The following is a 16,621-nucleotide window of genomic DNA, read 5'->3' on the forward strand; positions in this document are numbered from 1 at the left end:
ATGGCTTTGATTGTAAGTGAAAATAAGTACAGTGCGTTACAACGTTTGTCTAATGATCAAGATATCATTGCTGCATTAGCAATTGATCAACGGGGATCATTAAAAAAAATGCTTACCACTAAAAGCGGTAAGCCAGCAACTACGAATGATGTTATTAACTTTAAAAAGGCTATTTCTGAAGAACTAACACCGTTTGCTTCGTCAATTTTATTAGACCCAGAATATGGGCTGCCAGCATCAGAATTGCGGGATTCTAATGCAGGTCTACTAATGGCGTACGAAAAGACTGGATATGATATCACCGAACCGGGACGCTTTCCCGATTTACTAACACAGTGGTCAATCAAACGCTTGAAAGAAGCAGGCGTAGATGCTGTTAAATTCTTATTATATTATGATGTTGACGAAAGTCAAACTGTCAATGAACGCAAACAAGCATTTGTTGAGCGTGTAGGTGCTGAAGCAGCAGCTAATGATTTACCATTTTTCTTAGAATTACTCACATATGATGCAAATATTGATGATGTAAAATCTGCTGAATATGCGAAAGTAAAACCGCACAAGGTTATCGAAACCGTTAAGGAGTTTTCAGACCCTAAGTATGGTGTTACTGTGCTAAAAGTTGAAGTTCCTGTAAACATGGCCTATGTCGCAGGGTTTACGGATAAAGATGTCGATGCAGTGTACTCACAGGATGAAGCAGCCCATTACTTTAAGGAAGAAAGTGATGCTACAAATCTTCCGTTCATCTTTCTGAGTGCAGGCGTTTCAAATGAAATGTTTCTTGAAGGACTAAAATTTGCTAGCCAGGCAGGCTGTAAATTTAATGGTGTCTTATGTGGACGTGCAACTTGGAAGCATAGTACGCAGCTATTCGCCAATGAGAGTGATGACGCAGGACGTAAATGGCTACAAACTGAAGGCAAGGAAAATATTGAGCGCTTGAACCAGGTGTTGGCTGAAACAGCAACGCCATGGACTACTAAGGTTGCTGTAATGCAGTATATCTAGACGCTTAGAAAGAACGTCTAATAACTAAGGTTGTTAGACGTTCTTTGGTATTGATGATACGAGGTGAAGGCAATGATTTTAACGGTAACCATGAATCCATCAGTTGATATGGCATATACATTAAATCATCTGAATTTGAATGATGTAAATAGAGTAAGCAAAGTGAACAAAACTGCAGGCGGAAAGGGACTCAATGTCACCCGAGTAATTTCAACGATGGGGCAGTCTGTTGTTGCGACTGGAATGTTGGGTGGGCATTTTGGTGCCTATATTAAAGATCATTTAGATAGTGATCAAATCGATAATGAGTTTTATATGATTAAACAGGAATCACGTAATTCAATTGCAATTCTACATGATAGTGGCGATCAAACAGAATTATTAGAACAAGGACCAACTATTTCCGAAAATGATCAAGTCACTTTTAAAAAGTTTTTCAAAAGAATGCTGTGCGACTATTCATTGATAACAATGTCAGGGTCGTTACCTCAAGGGGTGGCAAGTGATTTCTATGCACAGTTGATTACAATTGGAAAGCAGGAACACTGTAAAGTTTTACTAGATTCTTCTGGAGAATCGTTGATGGATGCAATAACAGCTCCTGCAAAACCAATGTTGATTAAACCAAATGAAGCAGAGCTACAAGCGCTTGTTAATCAACATATTGATGTTACTAATGATTCCATGCTTGTAAAGACATTGAGTAAGCCGATTTTTTCAGGAATTGAATGGATTGTTGTTTCATTAGGAGCTAAAGGCGCATTTGCTAAACATCAAGACAATTTTTATCGTGTTCGTATTCCCAAAATTAAAGTGAAAAATCCAGTTGGCTCGGGCGATTCAACGCTGGCTGGGTTAGCAATGAAGCTTGATGATGGTGCGCCAGCAGTGGATGTGTTGAAAAACGGTATGACCATGGGATTGTTAAACACCATGCAAGAAAAGACAGGGTGCGTAGATCCAGACCAATATCAAAAATATTATGATATGGTCGAAGTTAACGAGGTGATGGCAAGTGCAGACAATTAAAATTACCAATGAGAAAATTCGTGTTGTTATTAGTACTTTAGGTGCAGAAATCCAGTCTGTAGAGCTACTTGAGAGTGGCGTAAATGTTATTTGGAATGATGTGAATCAGCAATATTGGCAACGACATGCTCCCATTCTATTCCCGATTATTGGCCGCTTAAATGACAATTCGTATAAATATCGAGGTCGGAAATATGAGTTGAACCAGCATGGGTTTTTGCGGGATCAAGAATTTCAAGTGATAGCCAGTGACTATAACTTTGTGAAATTGCAGAGTGTCTCTAGTTTGAAAACGTTGGCAAAATACCCGTTCGATTATCGTTTTGAAGTACTATATCAATTAGTGGATAATCGTTTAGAGATTTGTTACCAGATTGAAAATGTAGATGATAACACGATGTATTATTCATTAGGCTTACACCCAGGTTTTAATATTAAAGGAACACTGGATCACTACCAGTTGATTTTTGAACCGCGGATTAAAGAAATTAGACGACTGCGGGTCAATCCTGCGCCATTTATAAATGGAACTAGTTCGTTGGAAACGTTAGAAAATGGCGTCTTTCCACTTAGTTATTCGCTATTGAACCAGGGATTAGTAATAGTAGATACAGAAAATTTAGAAAGTGTAAGTCTATCCAATCTTTCTAGTGTCAATCAGATTGAAATTTCACTTGCTGATTTTCCATATCTAGCAATCTGGTCACCGGAAAATCAAAATGCACCATTTGTGTGTGTTGAACCTTTTAGGGGGCTTCCCGATTTATATGGACAACCTCGAAATTTGCAAGATAAATTAGGTATTCAATCAATTTTAAGTGGACAAATAGACAAAATCAAAACTTCTCTGACATTCAGTTAAGATGCAATCTAATAAGATTGTTTTTCCAGTTTGAGAATTATCTAGGATTGATAAGAAACGTCAAACATAACAAAAAACGATGCCGCCAGTATCACAGCGCAAACGCTCGTGACTGGAGGTGTCGTTTTTTACATATTAATGAAAAAATCTCAATCCTCTGGCGCCATCAACAACGCCAACGTCGCACTGCCCATCGCCTTAGCCGCAATCAGCAGGCAATCTTCATTCATCATGAAGTCGGGACTGTGGTGCGGATGGTTTTCACCAGGCGCCGTTTGACAACCCGCGTAGATGAAGCTGCTGGGTTTGGCCTGAGCAAAGTAGGCGAAGTCTTCGGAAGGGTCTTGTGGACCGCAGTCAAAGATTTTTGTGATTTCAGGAATATCGGCGGAACGGATACTGTCAATCACTTGTTGCGTCAAGGCGGCATCGTTCATCAGTACCGGATAGTTGTCGTCGTAATTCATATCGACTTGCACGCCAAACGTCGCACCGACGCCGTCTGCGATTTGGGCAATCTGGTCGCGCAAGGTTTGGCGTGTGTCTTCATTCATTAGGCGGACGTCGCCTTTCAGCTGGACTTGTTCTTTGATGGCATTGAATGAGCCGACGCCATCAAACGAGCCAATTGTGACGCTCCCGGTATCGAAGGGGTCGATGCGGCGGGAGACCACGGTTTGTAAGGCGGTCACAAAGTAGCTCCCAGCGACGATCGCATCATTTGAAAGGTGTGGCATAGACGCATGACCACCCTTGCCAGTAAACGTAACTGTAAAATTGGCGCGGCCCGTCTGCGCAGCATTCAAATGGTAGCCGATGGAACCGGTCGGCATGCTGCTCATCACGTGAAGCCCTAGGACGTGGTCGATACCGTCGAGAACGCCCGCGGCTAACATTGATTTGGCACCACCGGGCGAGACTTCTTCGGCAGGCTGATGGATGATGCGCACCCGACCGTGTAACTGGTCTTTCAGATTTGAGAGCGTTCTTGCCAAAATCATCAGGTACGCGGTATGGCCATCGTGGCCGCACGCATGCATGACATTAGGCGTTTGCGATTTGAATGGTAAGTCGTTGACTTCCTGAATAGCGAGCGCATCGAAGTCTGCGCGTAAGGCCAGTTGGGGGCCGGGATGCCCGCTATCAATGTCCACAACGAACCCGTAGCCATCACCATAATCAGTCGTGGTCAGGCCTAAGTCTTGATAGAATTGCTTGAGATACGCCGCGGTCGCTTTTTCGTGAAACGAAACCTCGGGGTGGGCGTGTAAATGCCGTCGAATCTTAATCATCTCGGGTTCGGCGGCGGTCAGTTGTTGCATTAATTGGTCTTGAAGGCGCATACCTGTATCATCCTTTCTGTCTTGGCGAGTAGGTATCAAGCAGGAATACCAAAGTAAATTTGACAGCCGTTTGATCCAACACTACCTTTAGTTTAGCATCAACTAGCGGAAGTAGGGGGATTGCTGCGCTTGGCGGTCGATACCGAACTAGTTAATATTCGAACTTTCCGGTGATTGTCATTTCACACTGATGATTTTTGACCGGTTATGTGACGTGACCTGAAATGTGCAGATAGTCGAGGCTACGGACTGGCTGGTCAATTTGGGACCGAATGCCACAACAGCGGACAGGCCCAACCATCTTGAGTTTAATTTCCACAACAAATAGCCGCCGCAAGACTTGGAATGCTTGCGGCGGCTACTGTTGAATTTATTAGGATAAGACACGTTTTTGAATTCGTTTTCAATTGCACCTAGAAGTTAGTCACTTGTTTAATATTAGCCTTCAAAGGTGGGAGTTGAACAATTTGACTCGTTTTCTTATCAGCAACGCGCTGGGTAACGGTTAACCCACGTGTGCTGTTCTTGATTTGCGCATTTGAAATGAATACCTTAGTGGTCGTGCCGGTCGTCTTAAGCGTTTTGATCGCTCGGCCGGATCAATGAAGCTATGACGACGACACCTAGTATGTCGTACGTGGACGGTGATGATGCGCCGGTTGCCGGGGACATCCACTTTGACCACGTGACCTTCACGTATCCTGGTGATGACCAACCGACCTTAAAGGACGTCACGTTTACGGTCAAAGCCGGTTCAATGCTGGGAATCGTCGGCGCGACGGGGTCTGGAAAGACGACCTTGGCGCAACTGATTGCGCGGTTATATGATCCAGACAGTGGTCGGGTCTCAATCGGGGGCATCGATGTCCGTGAATTGCCGGAAAAGGCGTTACGCGCCACGGTCGCCTATGTGCTGCAACGTTCGACGCTGTTCTCCGGAACGATTGCGGGCAATTTGCGTCAGGTGAAGCCAGATGCCCAGCCGAGTCACATGCAATGGGCAGCAAATATCGCCCAATCAGCAGAGTTCATCGAACGGTTACCACAAACGTATGATGCGCCCGTTGAAGAACGGTCACAGAACTTTTCTGGTGGACAGAAGCAACGGCTCGCGATTACACGGGGCGTCATTGCTAATCCTGAAATTCTGATTTTAGATGATGCGACATCGGCCCTGGATGCACGGTCAGAAAAGCTCGTGCAGGAGGCGTTAGACCGTGAACTCACTTCAACAACGACGGTCGTGATTGCCGAAAAAATCGCCTCGATTATTCGTGCGGACCAAATTTTAGTCCTGGACGATGGTCGGATTTCTGGTAGCGGGACCCATCAAGAATTGTTACAGCAAAGTGCGATTTATCGGGCCATTTATCAGACGCAAAAGGCACGAGAGGAGGGCTTACATGAGTGATTTACGCAATGCCGGTAAGTACTACTGGCACTATTTAAAACGCTATTGGTTAGGCTTTTTACTGAGTGTCATCCTGATGCCATCTCGACTTGGTGTATCGTGGTGGCACCGACTTACCTCGGACGCGCCGTTGAAGAGTTGACGCAATACTTGCAACAGTGGACGAATCAGGCCACCCGGGCACAGGCTAGTTTACAGCCGTTTAACCGGACGTTGATCATCTACGTCTTACTCTACGTGGGCGATGCTAGTACGATTTTTATCGCCAGTTTGATTTTGGCGCGGGTGACGGCTTTCTCGACCGGGACCATGCGTGTCGGCCTATTCCGTAAAATGCAGCGGATGAAAGTCCAGTACTTTGATACGCATAGCGATGGCGATATTTTAGCGCGGTTTACATCAGATTTGGATAATATTTTTAATGCAATGAACCAGGCGCTGCTGGAAATTCTATTGGCGGTGGCACAGTTTGTCGGCTTGCTTATCGTGATGTTCAATCAGAATGCGACGATGGCCTGGGTCACAATGGCTTCGACGCCAATCGCCCTGATCATTGCGGCGTTTGTCATGCATAAGGCGGGCGTCGCCGTTAACCAGCAACAGGATGATATCGGTCAGCTAAACGGTTATATCAACGAACAGATCACCGGCCAAAAAGTTCTGATTACCAATGGTTTACAGCAGGATTCCCTGAATGGTTTTCACGAGTACAACGGCAAGGTCAGAAAATCCGCATTGACGGGTCAGATCTGGTCTGGTATTTTGAATCCATTGATGCAGGGAATGTCGCTGCTGAACACGGCCATCGTGATTTTCTTTGGTTCGTGGTTGGCGCTCAACGGCAGTATGTCGACGGGGGCAGCCTTGGCACTCGTGGTCGTGTTTGTTAACTATGCGCAACAATACTATCAACCGATTATGTCGTTGACCAGTTTGTATAGTATGATTCAGTTAGCGATTACCGGTGCGCGTCGGGTCGATGAAGTGCGTAATCAGCCCGATGAAGTCAGTCCTGAACACGGTCGGACATTGGATGGTATTCAAGATGAGCTCTTGATTGATGACGTGCGCTTCAGTTATCAGCCGGGCAAAGAAATTCTGCACGGTGTTTCCATCCATGTGCATCGCGGTGAAATGGTCGCACTGGTTGGACCGACTGGGTCTGGTAAGACGACGGTGATGAACTTGCTCAACCGGTTCTATGACGTGGATAGTGGGGCGATCACCTTTGATGGCGTGGACATTCAATCGTTTGATTTGAAAGTCTTGCGGCAAAATGTCGGCATCGTGTTGCAGGAACCGCAGCTCTTCACTGGGTCGATTGCCGACAATATTCGGTATGGGGAACCAACAGCGTCGATGGAACGCGTGATCGATGCGGCCAAGCAGGCGAATATTCATGATTTCGTGATGAGCTTGCCGGACGGTTATGAGACGCAGGTTTCTGACGAACAGAGCATCTTCTCTGCGGGCCAAAAACAATTGATGTCGATTGCCCGGACGATTTTGACTAACCCGAAACTGTTGATTTTGGACGAAGCGACGTCTAACGTTGATACGGTGACGGAAGCCAATATTCAAGCGGCGATGGACAACGTGATTCAAGGCCGTACCAGCTTTGTCATCGCGCACCGCTTGAAAACCATCCTCAATGCAGATAAAATCGTTGTATTGAAAGATGGTCAGATTATTGAGCAAGGCAACCATCAAGCACTGCTAGCCGCTGATGGCTTCTACGCCGAGCTCTATCGGAACCAAATGGTATTTGAATAATGAAAGTGTTAGGAGTTTGAAATGACAGGGCAAGAGCAACAAGTGCGCGTCTCAATTCCGGTCTCCGCGTTAGAGCGAGCCGGCATCGACCGTGATGATCAATTACAATTAAAAGTGCAAAATGACGCGCTAGTGTTAGAAAAAGTCCAACCGCGTCAGCCGCAGTGGCAACAATATTTGATTATTTGGCCGTTGATCGTCGCCTTAATCTCAGGCGTTGCCAGTTATGCTTACTGGTGGTTTCAAAAGGTGCGACCGGTCCCGCTAACCGGTGCCCAATCCATCGGGAGTGTGACGATTGTTGCTGGGGTAGTGACGGGCGCACTCCTGTTTATCGGTTTCTTTCTCAAAACGCGAAACGATCCTGAAAATCGCTTTTCACGGCACATTTACTGGCGGAATTTCCCGGTAATCACGATCGCCTTTATCATGATTTTGGCGTTTGCGTTAGTTGGGGTCTTCTGGGTGCTAGAACTGCTATTTCCAGATGTCGTGTTTGACCGGTTCACGTCGCTGTTACTCATCGTGATGTTTACGTATTTTGCGGATGCGTTCATGGTTGGGGCGGCCCTGACGATTAATGCCCGGTCGTTAACCTCGATTCTGACCGTCGTGATCGTCAGTGGCTGTGTCATCTCAATGGCCGCCAATGGTCAGCGGCGCTGGTGGCAACATAACCTGAGCTTTCTCGGGACACATGCTGCTGAAAATGCGTGGCAGTTTAACCTGACGTTGATTTTTTCAGCGTTACTGATGGTCGTTTTGATCGACTACCTCTTCGTTTCACTGAGCCGGATTTATCCCCGGACTTGGCGAACGTTGACGTTGCGAATTTTACTAACATTAACGGCCATCGACTTCGGGGCAGTCGGACTATTTCCAAATAATCTGACTTTTCACTGGCTGCACGACTTGGTGGCTGGCGGCCTAGTGACATTACTCGTCTTACTGATCGTTGGCGTCCGCTGGCTATTACCCGCCATCACAAAGGACTTTTTGTGGCTATCATACGGCGTCGGCATCTTGCTCCTACTGCTGAACTTCGGTTTTCGCTGGTTCAACTATCCATCGCTGACGGCGTTTGAGATTCAGGCCTTTGCCTTATCGTTTGGTTGGCTCCTGATGCTCTTTTCGCGCCTCCAAGCGTTAGTTAATGAAGATCCAGAATTACTGACGATTCAGTTGGAACAGGATTCGAAACGCGAGTAGGACGGTAGTTGTAAACAATTATAAAAATGACGAAATCGGTCGTTGCGCACAAGGAATTGGTGCGTGGCGGCCGATTTTTGAGTAAGCAAAATTTCAACTTTTGACTAGCGACGATGTAACGGGGAAAGGCTGATCCACCGGTATCTAGGTGAACTAATCGGTTCCAATTGCTTAATAGCTATTTGGTAGGTAAAAGACGAGCGTGGCATCATCACGATTGGGCTGCAAAAATATGAGATTACGTAAATGTCCCGGTTATTATTATTTTTGAAGCAAAACAATCCTGGCATTTTAGATTGAGTTATTTTATAATTAAGGGAACAAGAGTTCGTATACCATGCATGAATAGCAAAATAAACGGCACAGTAAGGGAACACACAATCAAAGAGGGGGCGAAGACAGTGCGGCAAACATTGATTGACCGTCCGCGACAACATTTTACTGGTGTCATCAGGACTTATGGCAGTGATCATAATGGTCGCGGTGTAACGGCGCTAACTAACGTTGAAGATCAGGCTGGTAACACTGTGACTGACCATTTGTGGGTGCAAAACGTGATTCACCCGGTCCCTGGTAGACCGAAACACAGCCTGATGCGCCTGATTTCAGCTGTTGCAACGCCTAGGACCTATATCCGCCATAATAGTCAGCAGCCCGATATTGGCTTGGCGGATTTTGGACGCATCTTTTATGCCGTCAACTTACCACCGGATTTATCACCACAGGTCGTGGCCCAATTGAATGACCATCCGAATCGGTACTTTGCAGGCTTGGTCAGTGGGCATCAGCTAACGTTTATTTATATGGATGAGAGTGGGCATATGACTGATGGCCTGCAAGACGTGATGTGTTTTCGGAGCATGCGTGGCTTAGTGGCAAATGTCAAGCCGTATGCGCAATCGCGGCCGTTCTTTGTTTTCAAAGTGATACGGTATCGGGGTGAAATTTATTTTGGCCTACCAGCACGCCATTGAGAAATGAGTCGTACTGGTGACAGCCGTTGATTTAGAAAGTGAGGATGAATTGATGACGAAACGAACGTACATGGCAATCGACTTAAAATCATTCTACGCTTCAGTTGAGTGTGTCGCGCACCACCTTGACCCGCTGAATGCCAATTTGGTCGTGGCGGACACCAGCCGGACGGATAAAACGATTTGTTTGGCGGTATCACCGGCATTGAAGCAGTTCGGTGTACCAGGACGACCACGCTTGTTCCAGGTCAAACAGCGATTAGCGGATTTGAACCGGGAACGCGGGCGGCAGACGAGCTATGCCCAAGTAAAGCGCCATCAGTCGATTTATCGCGACCAACTGTTAGCACATCCGAATCTGGGCATCGACTATCAGGTCGTCCCACCGCGAATGGCTTACTATATGCAGAAGAGTGCGGAGATTTATACCATTTATCTGCGCTTTATCAAGCCAGAGCACATTCACGTTTACTCAATCGATGAGGTCTTCATGGACGTGACAGACTACTTGGCAACTTACCACGTCACGCTCCACGCCTTAGCCAAGACCATGATTCACGAGATTCAAGCGGAGACCGGGATTACCGCCACCGCGGGGATTGGCACCAATCTCTACTTAGCGAAGGTCGCCATGGATATTGTGGCTAAAAAGATTCCGGCGGATGCGGATGGCGTCCGCATTGCCCAGATGGATGAGAAATTGTATCGACGTTATCTGTGGGCCCACCAGCCATTGACAGATTTCTGGCGGGTCGGACACGGCTATGCCAAACGTCTGGCCGCATTGGGACTCAATACGATGGGGGACATTGCGCGCTGTTCGCTGGGCAGTTTGTCCGATCAATATAATGAAACGCTGCTCTACCGTGAGTTCGGCAAGAACGCGGAATTGTTGATCGACCATGCTTGGGGGGATGAGTCGGCAACGCTGGCGGACATCAAGAATTACCATGCTAGTGAGCACGGCATTTATGCGAGCCAGGTGCTGATGCGGCCATACGACTACACTGCTGGCCAGGCAGTCCTTCGTGGAATGATCAACAATCTAGTCTTTGATTTGGTCAAACGTCACGTGGTCACGGACCAGATTGGGCTACGAATCGACTATGATGCTAGTACGGCACAAACAAGTCAGTCGGCCCTGACGGAAGATTACTATGGTCGACAAGTGCCCAAACCGGTGCACGTGACGACGCGATTAACGGTCGCAACTGCGGCTCAACCAGAGCTGAGTACGGCTTATCAACAGCTTTATCAGTAGGCAGTTAATCGGAAATTGATGATTCGCCGTGTCACTGTCATGGCGAACCACCTCGTCGATGAACAGCAGGTGGCCGAACAGCCTCGTTATGAGCAAACGAATTTGTTTGAAAATCCAGCTGTTGCACGTAACCGCGAGCAACAAGACCAACGGCGCCGTGAGCGAGACCGACAACTGCAGCAGACGATTCTAAACTTACAAGCAAGCTCAGGCAATAAGAACGTCGTGATTCGGTTGGCAGATTTAAAAGCCGACGCGACGACAATTGAACGCAATGAACAGATTGGAGGTCACCGCGCCTAATGTCAGAATCTAGACAAACGACTTCAGAAACCACACAACCTAATCCAGCTGGATTGTTCAACGATACGAGCGAATATGCCGATATTATCACAACACCGCTGCCCGTCAGTAAACATCATTTACCGATGCCTCAAAGTGACCGAGCGGCACAATTTGCGCCGTTCGCTGCGCTGACCGGGTATAACGAACTTATTGAAAAACGGGCCAAAATCTACGCGCGTAAGCATTATCCGACCGCAGCGGCCAAACAAGCGGTGACCGAACAGTTGCAGCAGTTAGCTGCGATGCCAGAATTACCGGTCGTCGTGCTGGATTACTTTAATGATGACGTCGGCTACTACCAGTCCGTCACCAGCCAATTATTGAAGCTGGACTGGCAGCGTGCTCGAATTTACTTAGAAACACCGCATAGCGTTCCGATGGCGAATATCCGTAGCGTTTCGATTGCAGCGCAATAGGGCCATAATTGTCCAACGAAGTTTTGAGAATAAAATGTTAACAAGTTTAAGAAAGTCCCCTGATCATTAGCAGTTCGTGCCAATTGTTAGGGGACTTTTCGTTCTGATTCAGTTTGAAAATGTACTCATGAAGTCTTACTTGGCCACGATTTGCATCCGACCATGTTTCTTGGCCGCATACAAGTTGTCATCGACGCGACGATAAAATTCAGTTGGGGTGGTATCTTCCGGCTGTAATTGCGCTATGCCGACTGATATCGACAGTTGAATTTGATGGCCGTTGAATGGAACGACCAGGTGGTTAACAGCCGCAAAGAGTTGTTCAGCGACCAAGCGCGCTTCGGTTAAGTCGTAGCTTGGGAAGAGCACGTTGAATTCTTCACCACCCGTTCGGTAAAGGGCAATGTTGGGATTGTTGGCTTCAAAGACCGTCTCAGCGACCTGGGTGACGTGCTGTAAAATTTGGTCACCCGCCAGATGACCATAGGTGTCATTGACGCGCTTGAAGTGATCGATGTCGAACATCATCATTGTCAGCGGCACGCCATTTTGACGACTCGCCGTCAGATGGTAATTGATAGCTGTCGTGTAGGCGGCAAAGTTCTCAGTTTTGGTCAGGGCATCGTGGTTGGCGAATGAGACCAAGTTTTGTTTGAGTTGGGCATTGGCTGACAACATACTGGCGTAGATGTAGAGTAGCACTTCGAAAATCATGAGGTAGCCCCATTCCTGCCAATACGTCCCCCATGAAAGATTGAATTTGAGCCACATGAACCACCATAAAATCAAGCCGAAGCACGCACAAGTGACAAAGTATAACGTAACTTGGCCGACTTTAGTTTGTAACGGCACGCGCTTCCGTAGCGTTCTCAACGTCGTAAAGAATAGTAGTAGTGCTAGCGCGTGGCCCCACGATTGCCAGTAACCCAGTGATCGGTTAAAAATCATGAAGACCAGTACCAGCGGATACAAGTAGTAGTTGGCAATCCGAATGTTGAGAAAATAGCCGCAAAAAGTCAGCGCAATCAGTTGGAAATTCATGAAAATCCAGGCATCCGGTTGACCAACAATCAGTGCCTGCATCCCGAAGACGAAAACCAGCATATACACTAAGCCATACCAATCGTTGATAATCGACTCATTGACGCGTTGATAATGCGTATTCAAAAATGTGATCAACCAATTCTGTGATACCCAAAAAAGCGTTAGTACGCCTAAAATAAAGAAAACACTTGTAATAAATGGTGAAATCTCCCAATGTGACCAAGTCATACCCAAACACCCTTCAATTCATTATTCTATGTTCATTTAAATTAAAGTATACAGGTATTAGTATAGCCCTCCAATCGATAAATAGCGACTGGGAGTTTTAGGTGGAGACCTGAAGCTAAAAGTTGTATCAACAGTGTTTAAACGTGAATCGTCGTCCTGTTCGCGTATCGGTTACGGTTCAAAATGTCCCAACTGATGAGGGGAACGCGGCGGCAATAACGGTTGTACGGGTGAGATGATGCGGGTATTGGCATTAATGATTCCGCGTTGATCAGGCCGCGCCGTAATAAAGCCGGTATTAACCAGCCAGGCATTCACCGTGACTGGCCCCACGAACTGAAAGCCTGCTTGGTGGAGATGTCGCGCCAACTGGTTACCGGTAATGGTCGTTCGGGGCAAATCTCGAAAGTGGGGTGCGTTTAAGACCAGCTGCTGGTCGTTCAACAGTTGCCAGAGATAGTCGGCGAAGGAGCGCGTTTGTTGAATCTGGTGGATCAACTGTGCATTGTGGATAACCGCCCTAATTTTGCGTCGGTTGCGGATGAGTTGTGGATTAGCGAGTAACTTCGAGATATGTGCCTCATCATAAGCCGCAACGACGTCGATTTGCCAGTCACTAAAGGCGGTGGTCAGTGCCGGCCGTTTCTTTAGCACCCCCGACCAACTCAAACCAGCGGCAAATCCACCGAGACTTAAAAATTCGAAGAGGTGCGTGTCTTGGTCAGTCGGCAGACTCCATTCGTGGTCAAAGTAGTAACGGTAGGCTGAATCGTAAGGATAGTAGCGGTTAAATAATGGATCGTCGTCAAACCAGGTCGTAATCATCATGTTGGCCCCATTTCAGTCTAAAAGTAGGTTACACCAGATAATTACGCGAAATGCTGCTGGTTTCATTTACAAAATATGTGAAATTAACCAATTGTTGTCTGAATTTGACGCTGTCATCAGCTCATTCACACATGATACCTAGCCACAGTCGCACTTGTTGTGCACAGACTTATTTTGGAGTCAGATTAGTTATGCACAAATTTCGGGAGACACAAGCCCTTATTCTGCCGCCGTCAATCTAGTTATGCACAGCACTCAGCCGCGACTGCTAGTCATCAGCACGCGCGTGTTCTTTCACCACTAGATTAGGGCGCATGTTACGGACCGTTTTGGTGGCGTGATCTTGTTGGATTTGCTTAATAATTGTCGTCAGGCTGACAGTTGCGGTCATATCTTTTTTGAATGTATGCACCCCAAAGCTATCGTAAGTAACCTGACCATTTTTGATTGTAAACCAGTTCGGCTGAAGCGCTTTGGCACTCGTCTTGATATGCTTGTCCGGCCAAACGAGGTACTTCGGTTGGGACGCTTCGTGATAAATTTCAACTTGCCAGCCTAGTTTGAAGTCACTAACTTCTTGCCAGCGTTGAATTTTAAGGTGCTTGACAGCATAGTAAATGATACAGCTGTATTTTAATTTGGAATCCTTTGCGACCGCGGACGCAGTGATTGGGGCGACACGTCGGGGAACCTGCGCTTTTTTGGCAGTCGTCGTAGGAGTCGTTGCTGGTGCGTGGTGCAGCGTGACGATTCCAACCACCGTGCCAATAATGAGGACGGTGATGAACGGTAAGAGCAATTTTTTCATTGAAAACACCTCACGACAAAATTGTAAAAAGTAAATATTACTATTTACAATCAAGATAGTTATTGTTATTCTGTAAAACGTAATGATTACTATTTAAAAGAGGAGTGGCAAATGTGAAACGTTTTTGGGTACTATTAGTTTGCTTAGTAATTGGTGGTGGCCTGTTGACGGGCTGTCAATCCAAGTCAGAGTCGACGAACAACAGTAAGATTAAGGTTGTCGCAACGACCAACTTTTATGGTGCGGTGGCCAAAGCAGTCGGGGGTAAGCACGTTCAGGTTAGCTCAATCATCAATAAGCCGTCCGTTGACCCCCATGATTTCGAACCAACACCAGCTGTCGCCAAACAAGTCAGTCAGGCGGATGTGGCGCTCGCCAACGGACTTGGCTACGATGGTTGGATGAATAAGGTCGTCCGGTCAACCAAGCAAGCCAAGTTGATTCGCGTCGGGGAAGACGTGCTCCATCGCAAAGCCGGCGTCAATGAGCACCTGTGGTATGACGCTAAAACGATGCCAGCGACGGCGACATATTTGGCCAAACAGTTTGCCAAGCAGCAGCCGCAACACCGGGCCTATTTTAAGGCGAATGCCAAAAAGTATATTGCGTCACTCAAGCCAATTCAACAAGAACGGCAACAATTGCAAGCAAAAGTGAAACGATTAAGCAATCGTCAGGTCTTCGTCAGTGAACCAGTCTTCGATTACGCCTTGACTAGCTTGGGCTTCAAAGTGGCCAATCGTGATTTTGAAAATGCCGTTGAAAAGGGCACGGATCCGTCGCCACACGTTATCCACAAGATGCAGCGGGAGTTAAAAAATAAGCAAGTTGCCCTGTTTGTGAACAACCAGCAAGTCAGCGACAAAATCGTCACGAACATGGTTACGTTAGCGAAGCAGCACCAAGTTCCTGTGCTCAACGTGACTGAAACGATGCCGGCTAAGCTGACTGATGCTGAAGCAGTATCGCCAACTCAACCAGTTGTTAACTGACTAGTCGCATAATTGTCAGCGCAACGACACCCCATTGGCGGACTTGTTCCGCTGAATAAATGGTCAACATGTCCGCAGCCATCTGCGCAACGGACGTGTGGGGCGCACTCCCAACTTCAACAGCAGTATAGTTGGTTAGTAAATCGGCAAAACTAGCATATGTTCGTTTGTCAACAAGCATGGTGCGCACTGACTGACCAGTCTCTAAATCTAAAAAGCAGATGGCGTCGCCGACTTGTAGTGCTTGCCGTTTAGGATCATTGAGGCGAATCTCAACGGTCTTCGTGCCCCCTTGAACCAATTGCCACTGTGAATGTTGCAGTTGCATGGTGCTCATGAAGATCATCTCCCAACACTTGCCTTTTATTATACTTGAAAACAAACTAACGTGGTGGGCAAAAGTTAGGTTTATGATGCTCAAGTGAGTAGATCAAAATTGCTGCAGAACTTATTCGTGCGACAATTATTGATAGGTAGCAGGGAGATGACTTAAATGACAAAACGACATACGCTGCCGATAACCTTACAATTGCTAAGTCTATTGAATACACTGATTCTCGTCTATGCATGGAGTCGCTCCTTGCTTGGACGACCACTGCCGCTGGGCAATCAGCAAATGACTTGGTGGGGACTGATTTATTGGACCAGTGCGACGATTTTATTACTAGGTGGTCCGTGGTTGGCCAACCGGTTAGCGCTGGAACCGTTCGATTACTTGCGGATGACGACCCACTTAGCAGCGGGGTGGTTAGGGTATCAGATTTTATTATTAGTCGTGCCAGTTTGGTTTCAACCAGCGAATAGTGGTCTGGTATCCGGGGTGGCGTTTGGCTTGATTGGCGGCTTGTGCATGGATATGCCCCGTAACTTGGGTTGGGGCGTCCGAATTAGTTGGACCTTCAAATCGCCAGTGGTCTGGCACAAAACTAATTGGCTCGTCGGATTATTGTTATTGCTGGCGAGTTATGGCATGGTTGCAATCGGTTGGTTGTGGCCCGTAGCTTTTCCGTGGTACTTGCTGATTAGCGTAATTGGTATTTTACTGCTGGCGGTCGGCTATGCATGGTATTTGAATCATCAGTAGTTG

General features: G+C 46.9%; 13 protein-coding genes and 3 pseudogenes. 11 read left to right on the forward strand and 5 right to left on the reverse strand.

Features of this window, described 5'->3' with window-relative positions:
• The 3 genes from lacD (at position 1) to KGF70_RS03775 (ending at position 2,902) form a co-directional block, all read left to right on the forward strand.
• Positions 1 to 1,011 carry a tagatose-bisphosphate aldolase gene (gene lacD, locus KGF70_RS03765; RefSeq protein ID WP_216767659.1) on the forward strand — a complete coding sequence of 337 codons (1,011 nt, stop codon included), beginning with the start codon at positions 1 to 3 and terminating at the stop codon, positions 1,009 to 1,011.
• Between the two features lie 72 nt (positions 1,012 to 1,083).
• Entirely contained in the window at positions 1,084 to 2,040 is a 957-nt protein-coding gene (locus KGF70_RS03770) for a hexose kinase (protein WP_216767658.1), read from the forward strand.
• On the forward strand, positions 2,027 to 2,902 hold the full coding sequence (locus KGF70_RS03775; protein ID WP_101872878.1) for an aldose 1-epimerase family protein: 876 nt from the start codon (positions 2,027 to 2,029) through the stop codon (positions 2,900 to 2,902). Before KGF70_RS03770 ends, KGF70_RS03775 begins: the two co-directional genes overlap by 14 nt.
• Positions 2,903 to 3,051: 149 nt before the next feature.
• Here KGF70_RS03775 and KGF70_RS03780 read toward each other — a convergent pair whose 3' ends face one another.
• Positions 3,052 to 4,245: an amidohydrolase gene (locus KGF70_RS03780; protein WP_216767657.1), complete on the reverse strand. Its 1,194-nt coding sequence runs from the start codon at positions 4,243 to 4,245 to the stop codon at positions 3,052 to 3,054.
• A gap of 586 nt (positions 4,246 to 4,831) precedes the next feature.
• Here KGF70_RS03780 and KGF70_RS03785 point away from each other — a divergent pair.
• The 6 genes and pseudogenes from KGF70_RS03785 to KGF70_RS03810 form a co-directional block, all read left to right on the forward strand.
• A pseudogene (locus KGF70_RS03785) lies at positions 4,832 to 5,656 on the forward strand (ABC transporter ATP-binding protein); the annotation flags it as partial.
• A pseudogene (locus KGF70_RS03790) lies at positions 5,649 to 7,429 on the forward strand (ABC transporter ATP-binding protein). The pseudogenes KGF70_RS03785 and KGF70_RS03790, both read left to right, overlap by 8 nt.
• A 21-nt stretch (positions 7,430 to 7,450) precedes the next feature.
• Positions 7,451 to 8,638, forward strand: a complete 1,188-nt coding sequence (locus KGF70_RS03795) for a hypothetical protein (protein ID WP_088770736.1) — start codon at positions 7,451 to 7,453, stop codon at positions 8,636 to 8,638.
• A 401-nt stretch (positions 8,639 to 9,039) separates the two neighbouring features.
• A complete protein-coding gene (locus KGF70_RS03800) occupies positions 9,040 to 9,612 on the forward strand; it encodes a hypothetical protein (protein WP_216767656.1) in 573 nt (190 codons plus the stop codon).
• 52 nt (positions 9,613 to 9,664) lie between these two features.
• Positions 9,665 to 11,176 (forward strand): annotated as a pseudogene (locus KGF70_RS03805) (LytTR family transcriptional regulator).
• Positions 11,176 to 11,634 (forward strand): hypothetical protein, encoded by a 459-nt coding sequence (locus tag KGF70_RS03810; RefSeq protein WP_216767655.1) that lies wholly within the window; start codon positions 11,176 to 11,178, stop codon positions 11,632 to 11,634. The pseudogene KGF70_RS03805 and the gene KGF70_RS03810 overlap by 1 nt, the downstream one beginning before the upstream one ends.
• A 135-nt stretch (positions 11,635 to 11,769) precedes the next feature.
• On the opposite strand, the gene KGF70_RS03815 is transcribed toward KGF70_RS03810, so the two are convergent.
• From KGF70_RS03815 to KGF70_RS03825, 3 genes are all read right to left on the reverse strand, one after another.
• Positions 11,770 to 12,906, reverse strand: a complete 1,137-nt coding sequence (locus KGF70_RS03815) for a GGDEF domain-containing protein (protein WP_101872886.1) — start codon at positions 12,904 to 12,906, stop codon at positions 11,770 to 11,772.
• 171 nt (positions 12,907 to 13,077) lie between these two features.
• Complete coding sequence (locus KGF70_RS03820; RefSeq protein ID WP_253954685.1) at positions 13,078 to 13,734, reverse strand: DNA-3-methyladenine glycosylase I; 657 nt, start codon at positions 13,732 to 13,734, stop codon at positions 13,078 to 13,080.
• Between the two features lie 268 nt (positions 13,735 to 14,002).
• Positions 14,003 to 14,542, reverse strand: a complete 540-nt coding sequence (locus KGF70_RS03825; RefSeq protein ID WP_216767654.1) for a hypothetical protein — start codon at positions 14,540 to 14,542, stop codon at positions 14,003 to 14,005.
• Positions 14,543 to 14,655: 113 nt separating this feature from the next.
• Here KGF70_RS03825 and KGF70_RS03830 point away from each other — a divergent pair, with 113 nt between their 5' ends.
• A complete protein-coding gene (locus KGF70_RS03830) occupies positions 14,656 to 15,534 on the forward strand; it encodes a metal ABC transporter solute-binding protein (protein WP_367114979.1) in 879 nt (292 codons plus the stop codon).
• Here the strand turns inward: KGF70_RS03830 and KGF70_RS03835 are convergent.
• Positions 15,527 to 15,871 (reverse strand): ASCH domain-containing protein, encoded by a 345-nt coding sequence (locus KGF70_RS03835; RefSeq protein ID WP_216767653.1) that lies wholly within the window; start codon positions 15,869 to 15,871, stop codon positions 15,527 to 15,529. The two genes, KGF70_RS03830 and KGF70_RS03835, sit on opposite strands and share 8 nt — an antisense overlap.
• A 156-nt stretch (positions 15,872 to 16,027) precedes the next feature.
• On the opposite strand from KGF70_RS03835, the gene KGF70_RS03840 reads away from it, so the two are divergent.
• Positions 16,028 to 16,618 (forward strand): SdpI family protein, encoded by a 591-nt coding sequence (locus tag KGF70_RS03840; protein ID WP_253954684.1) that lies wholly within the window; start codon positions 16,028 to 16,030, stop codon positions 16,616 to 16,618.
• The last annotated feature ends 3 nt before the right edge of the window (positions 16,619 to 16,621 follow it).

Origin of the sequence: Lactiplantibacillus sp. 7.2.4, from assembly GCF_018991185.1 — a bacterium.
GTDB classification, from domain to species: domain Bacteria; phylum Bacillota; class Bacilli; order Lactobacillales; family Lactobacillaceae; genus Lactiplantibacillus; species Lactiplantibacillus pentosus.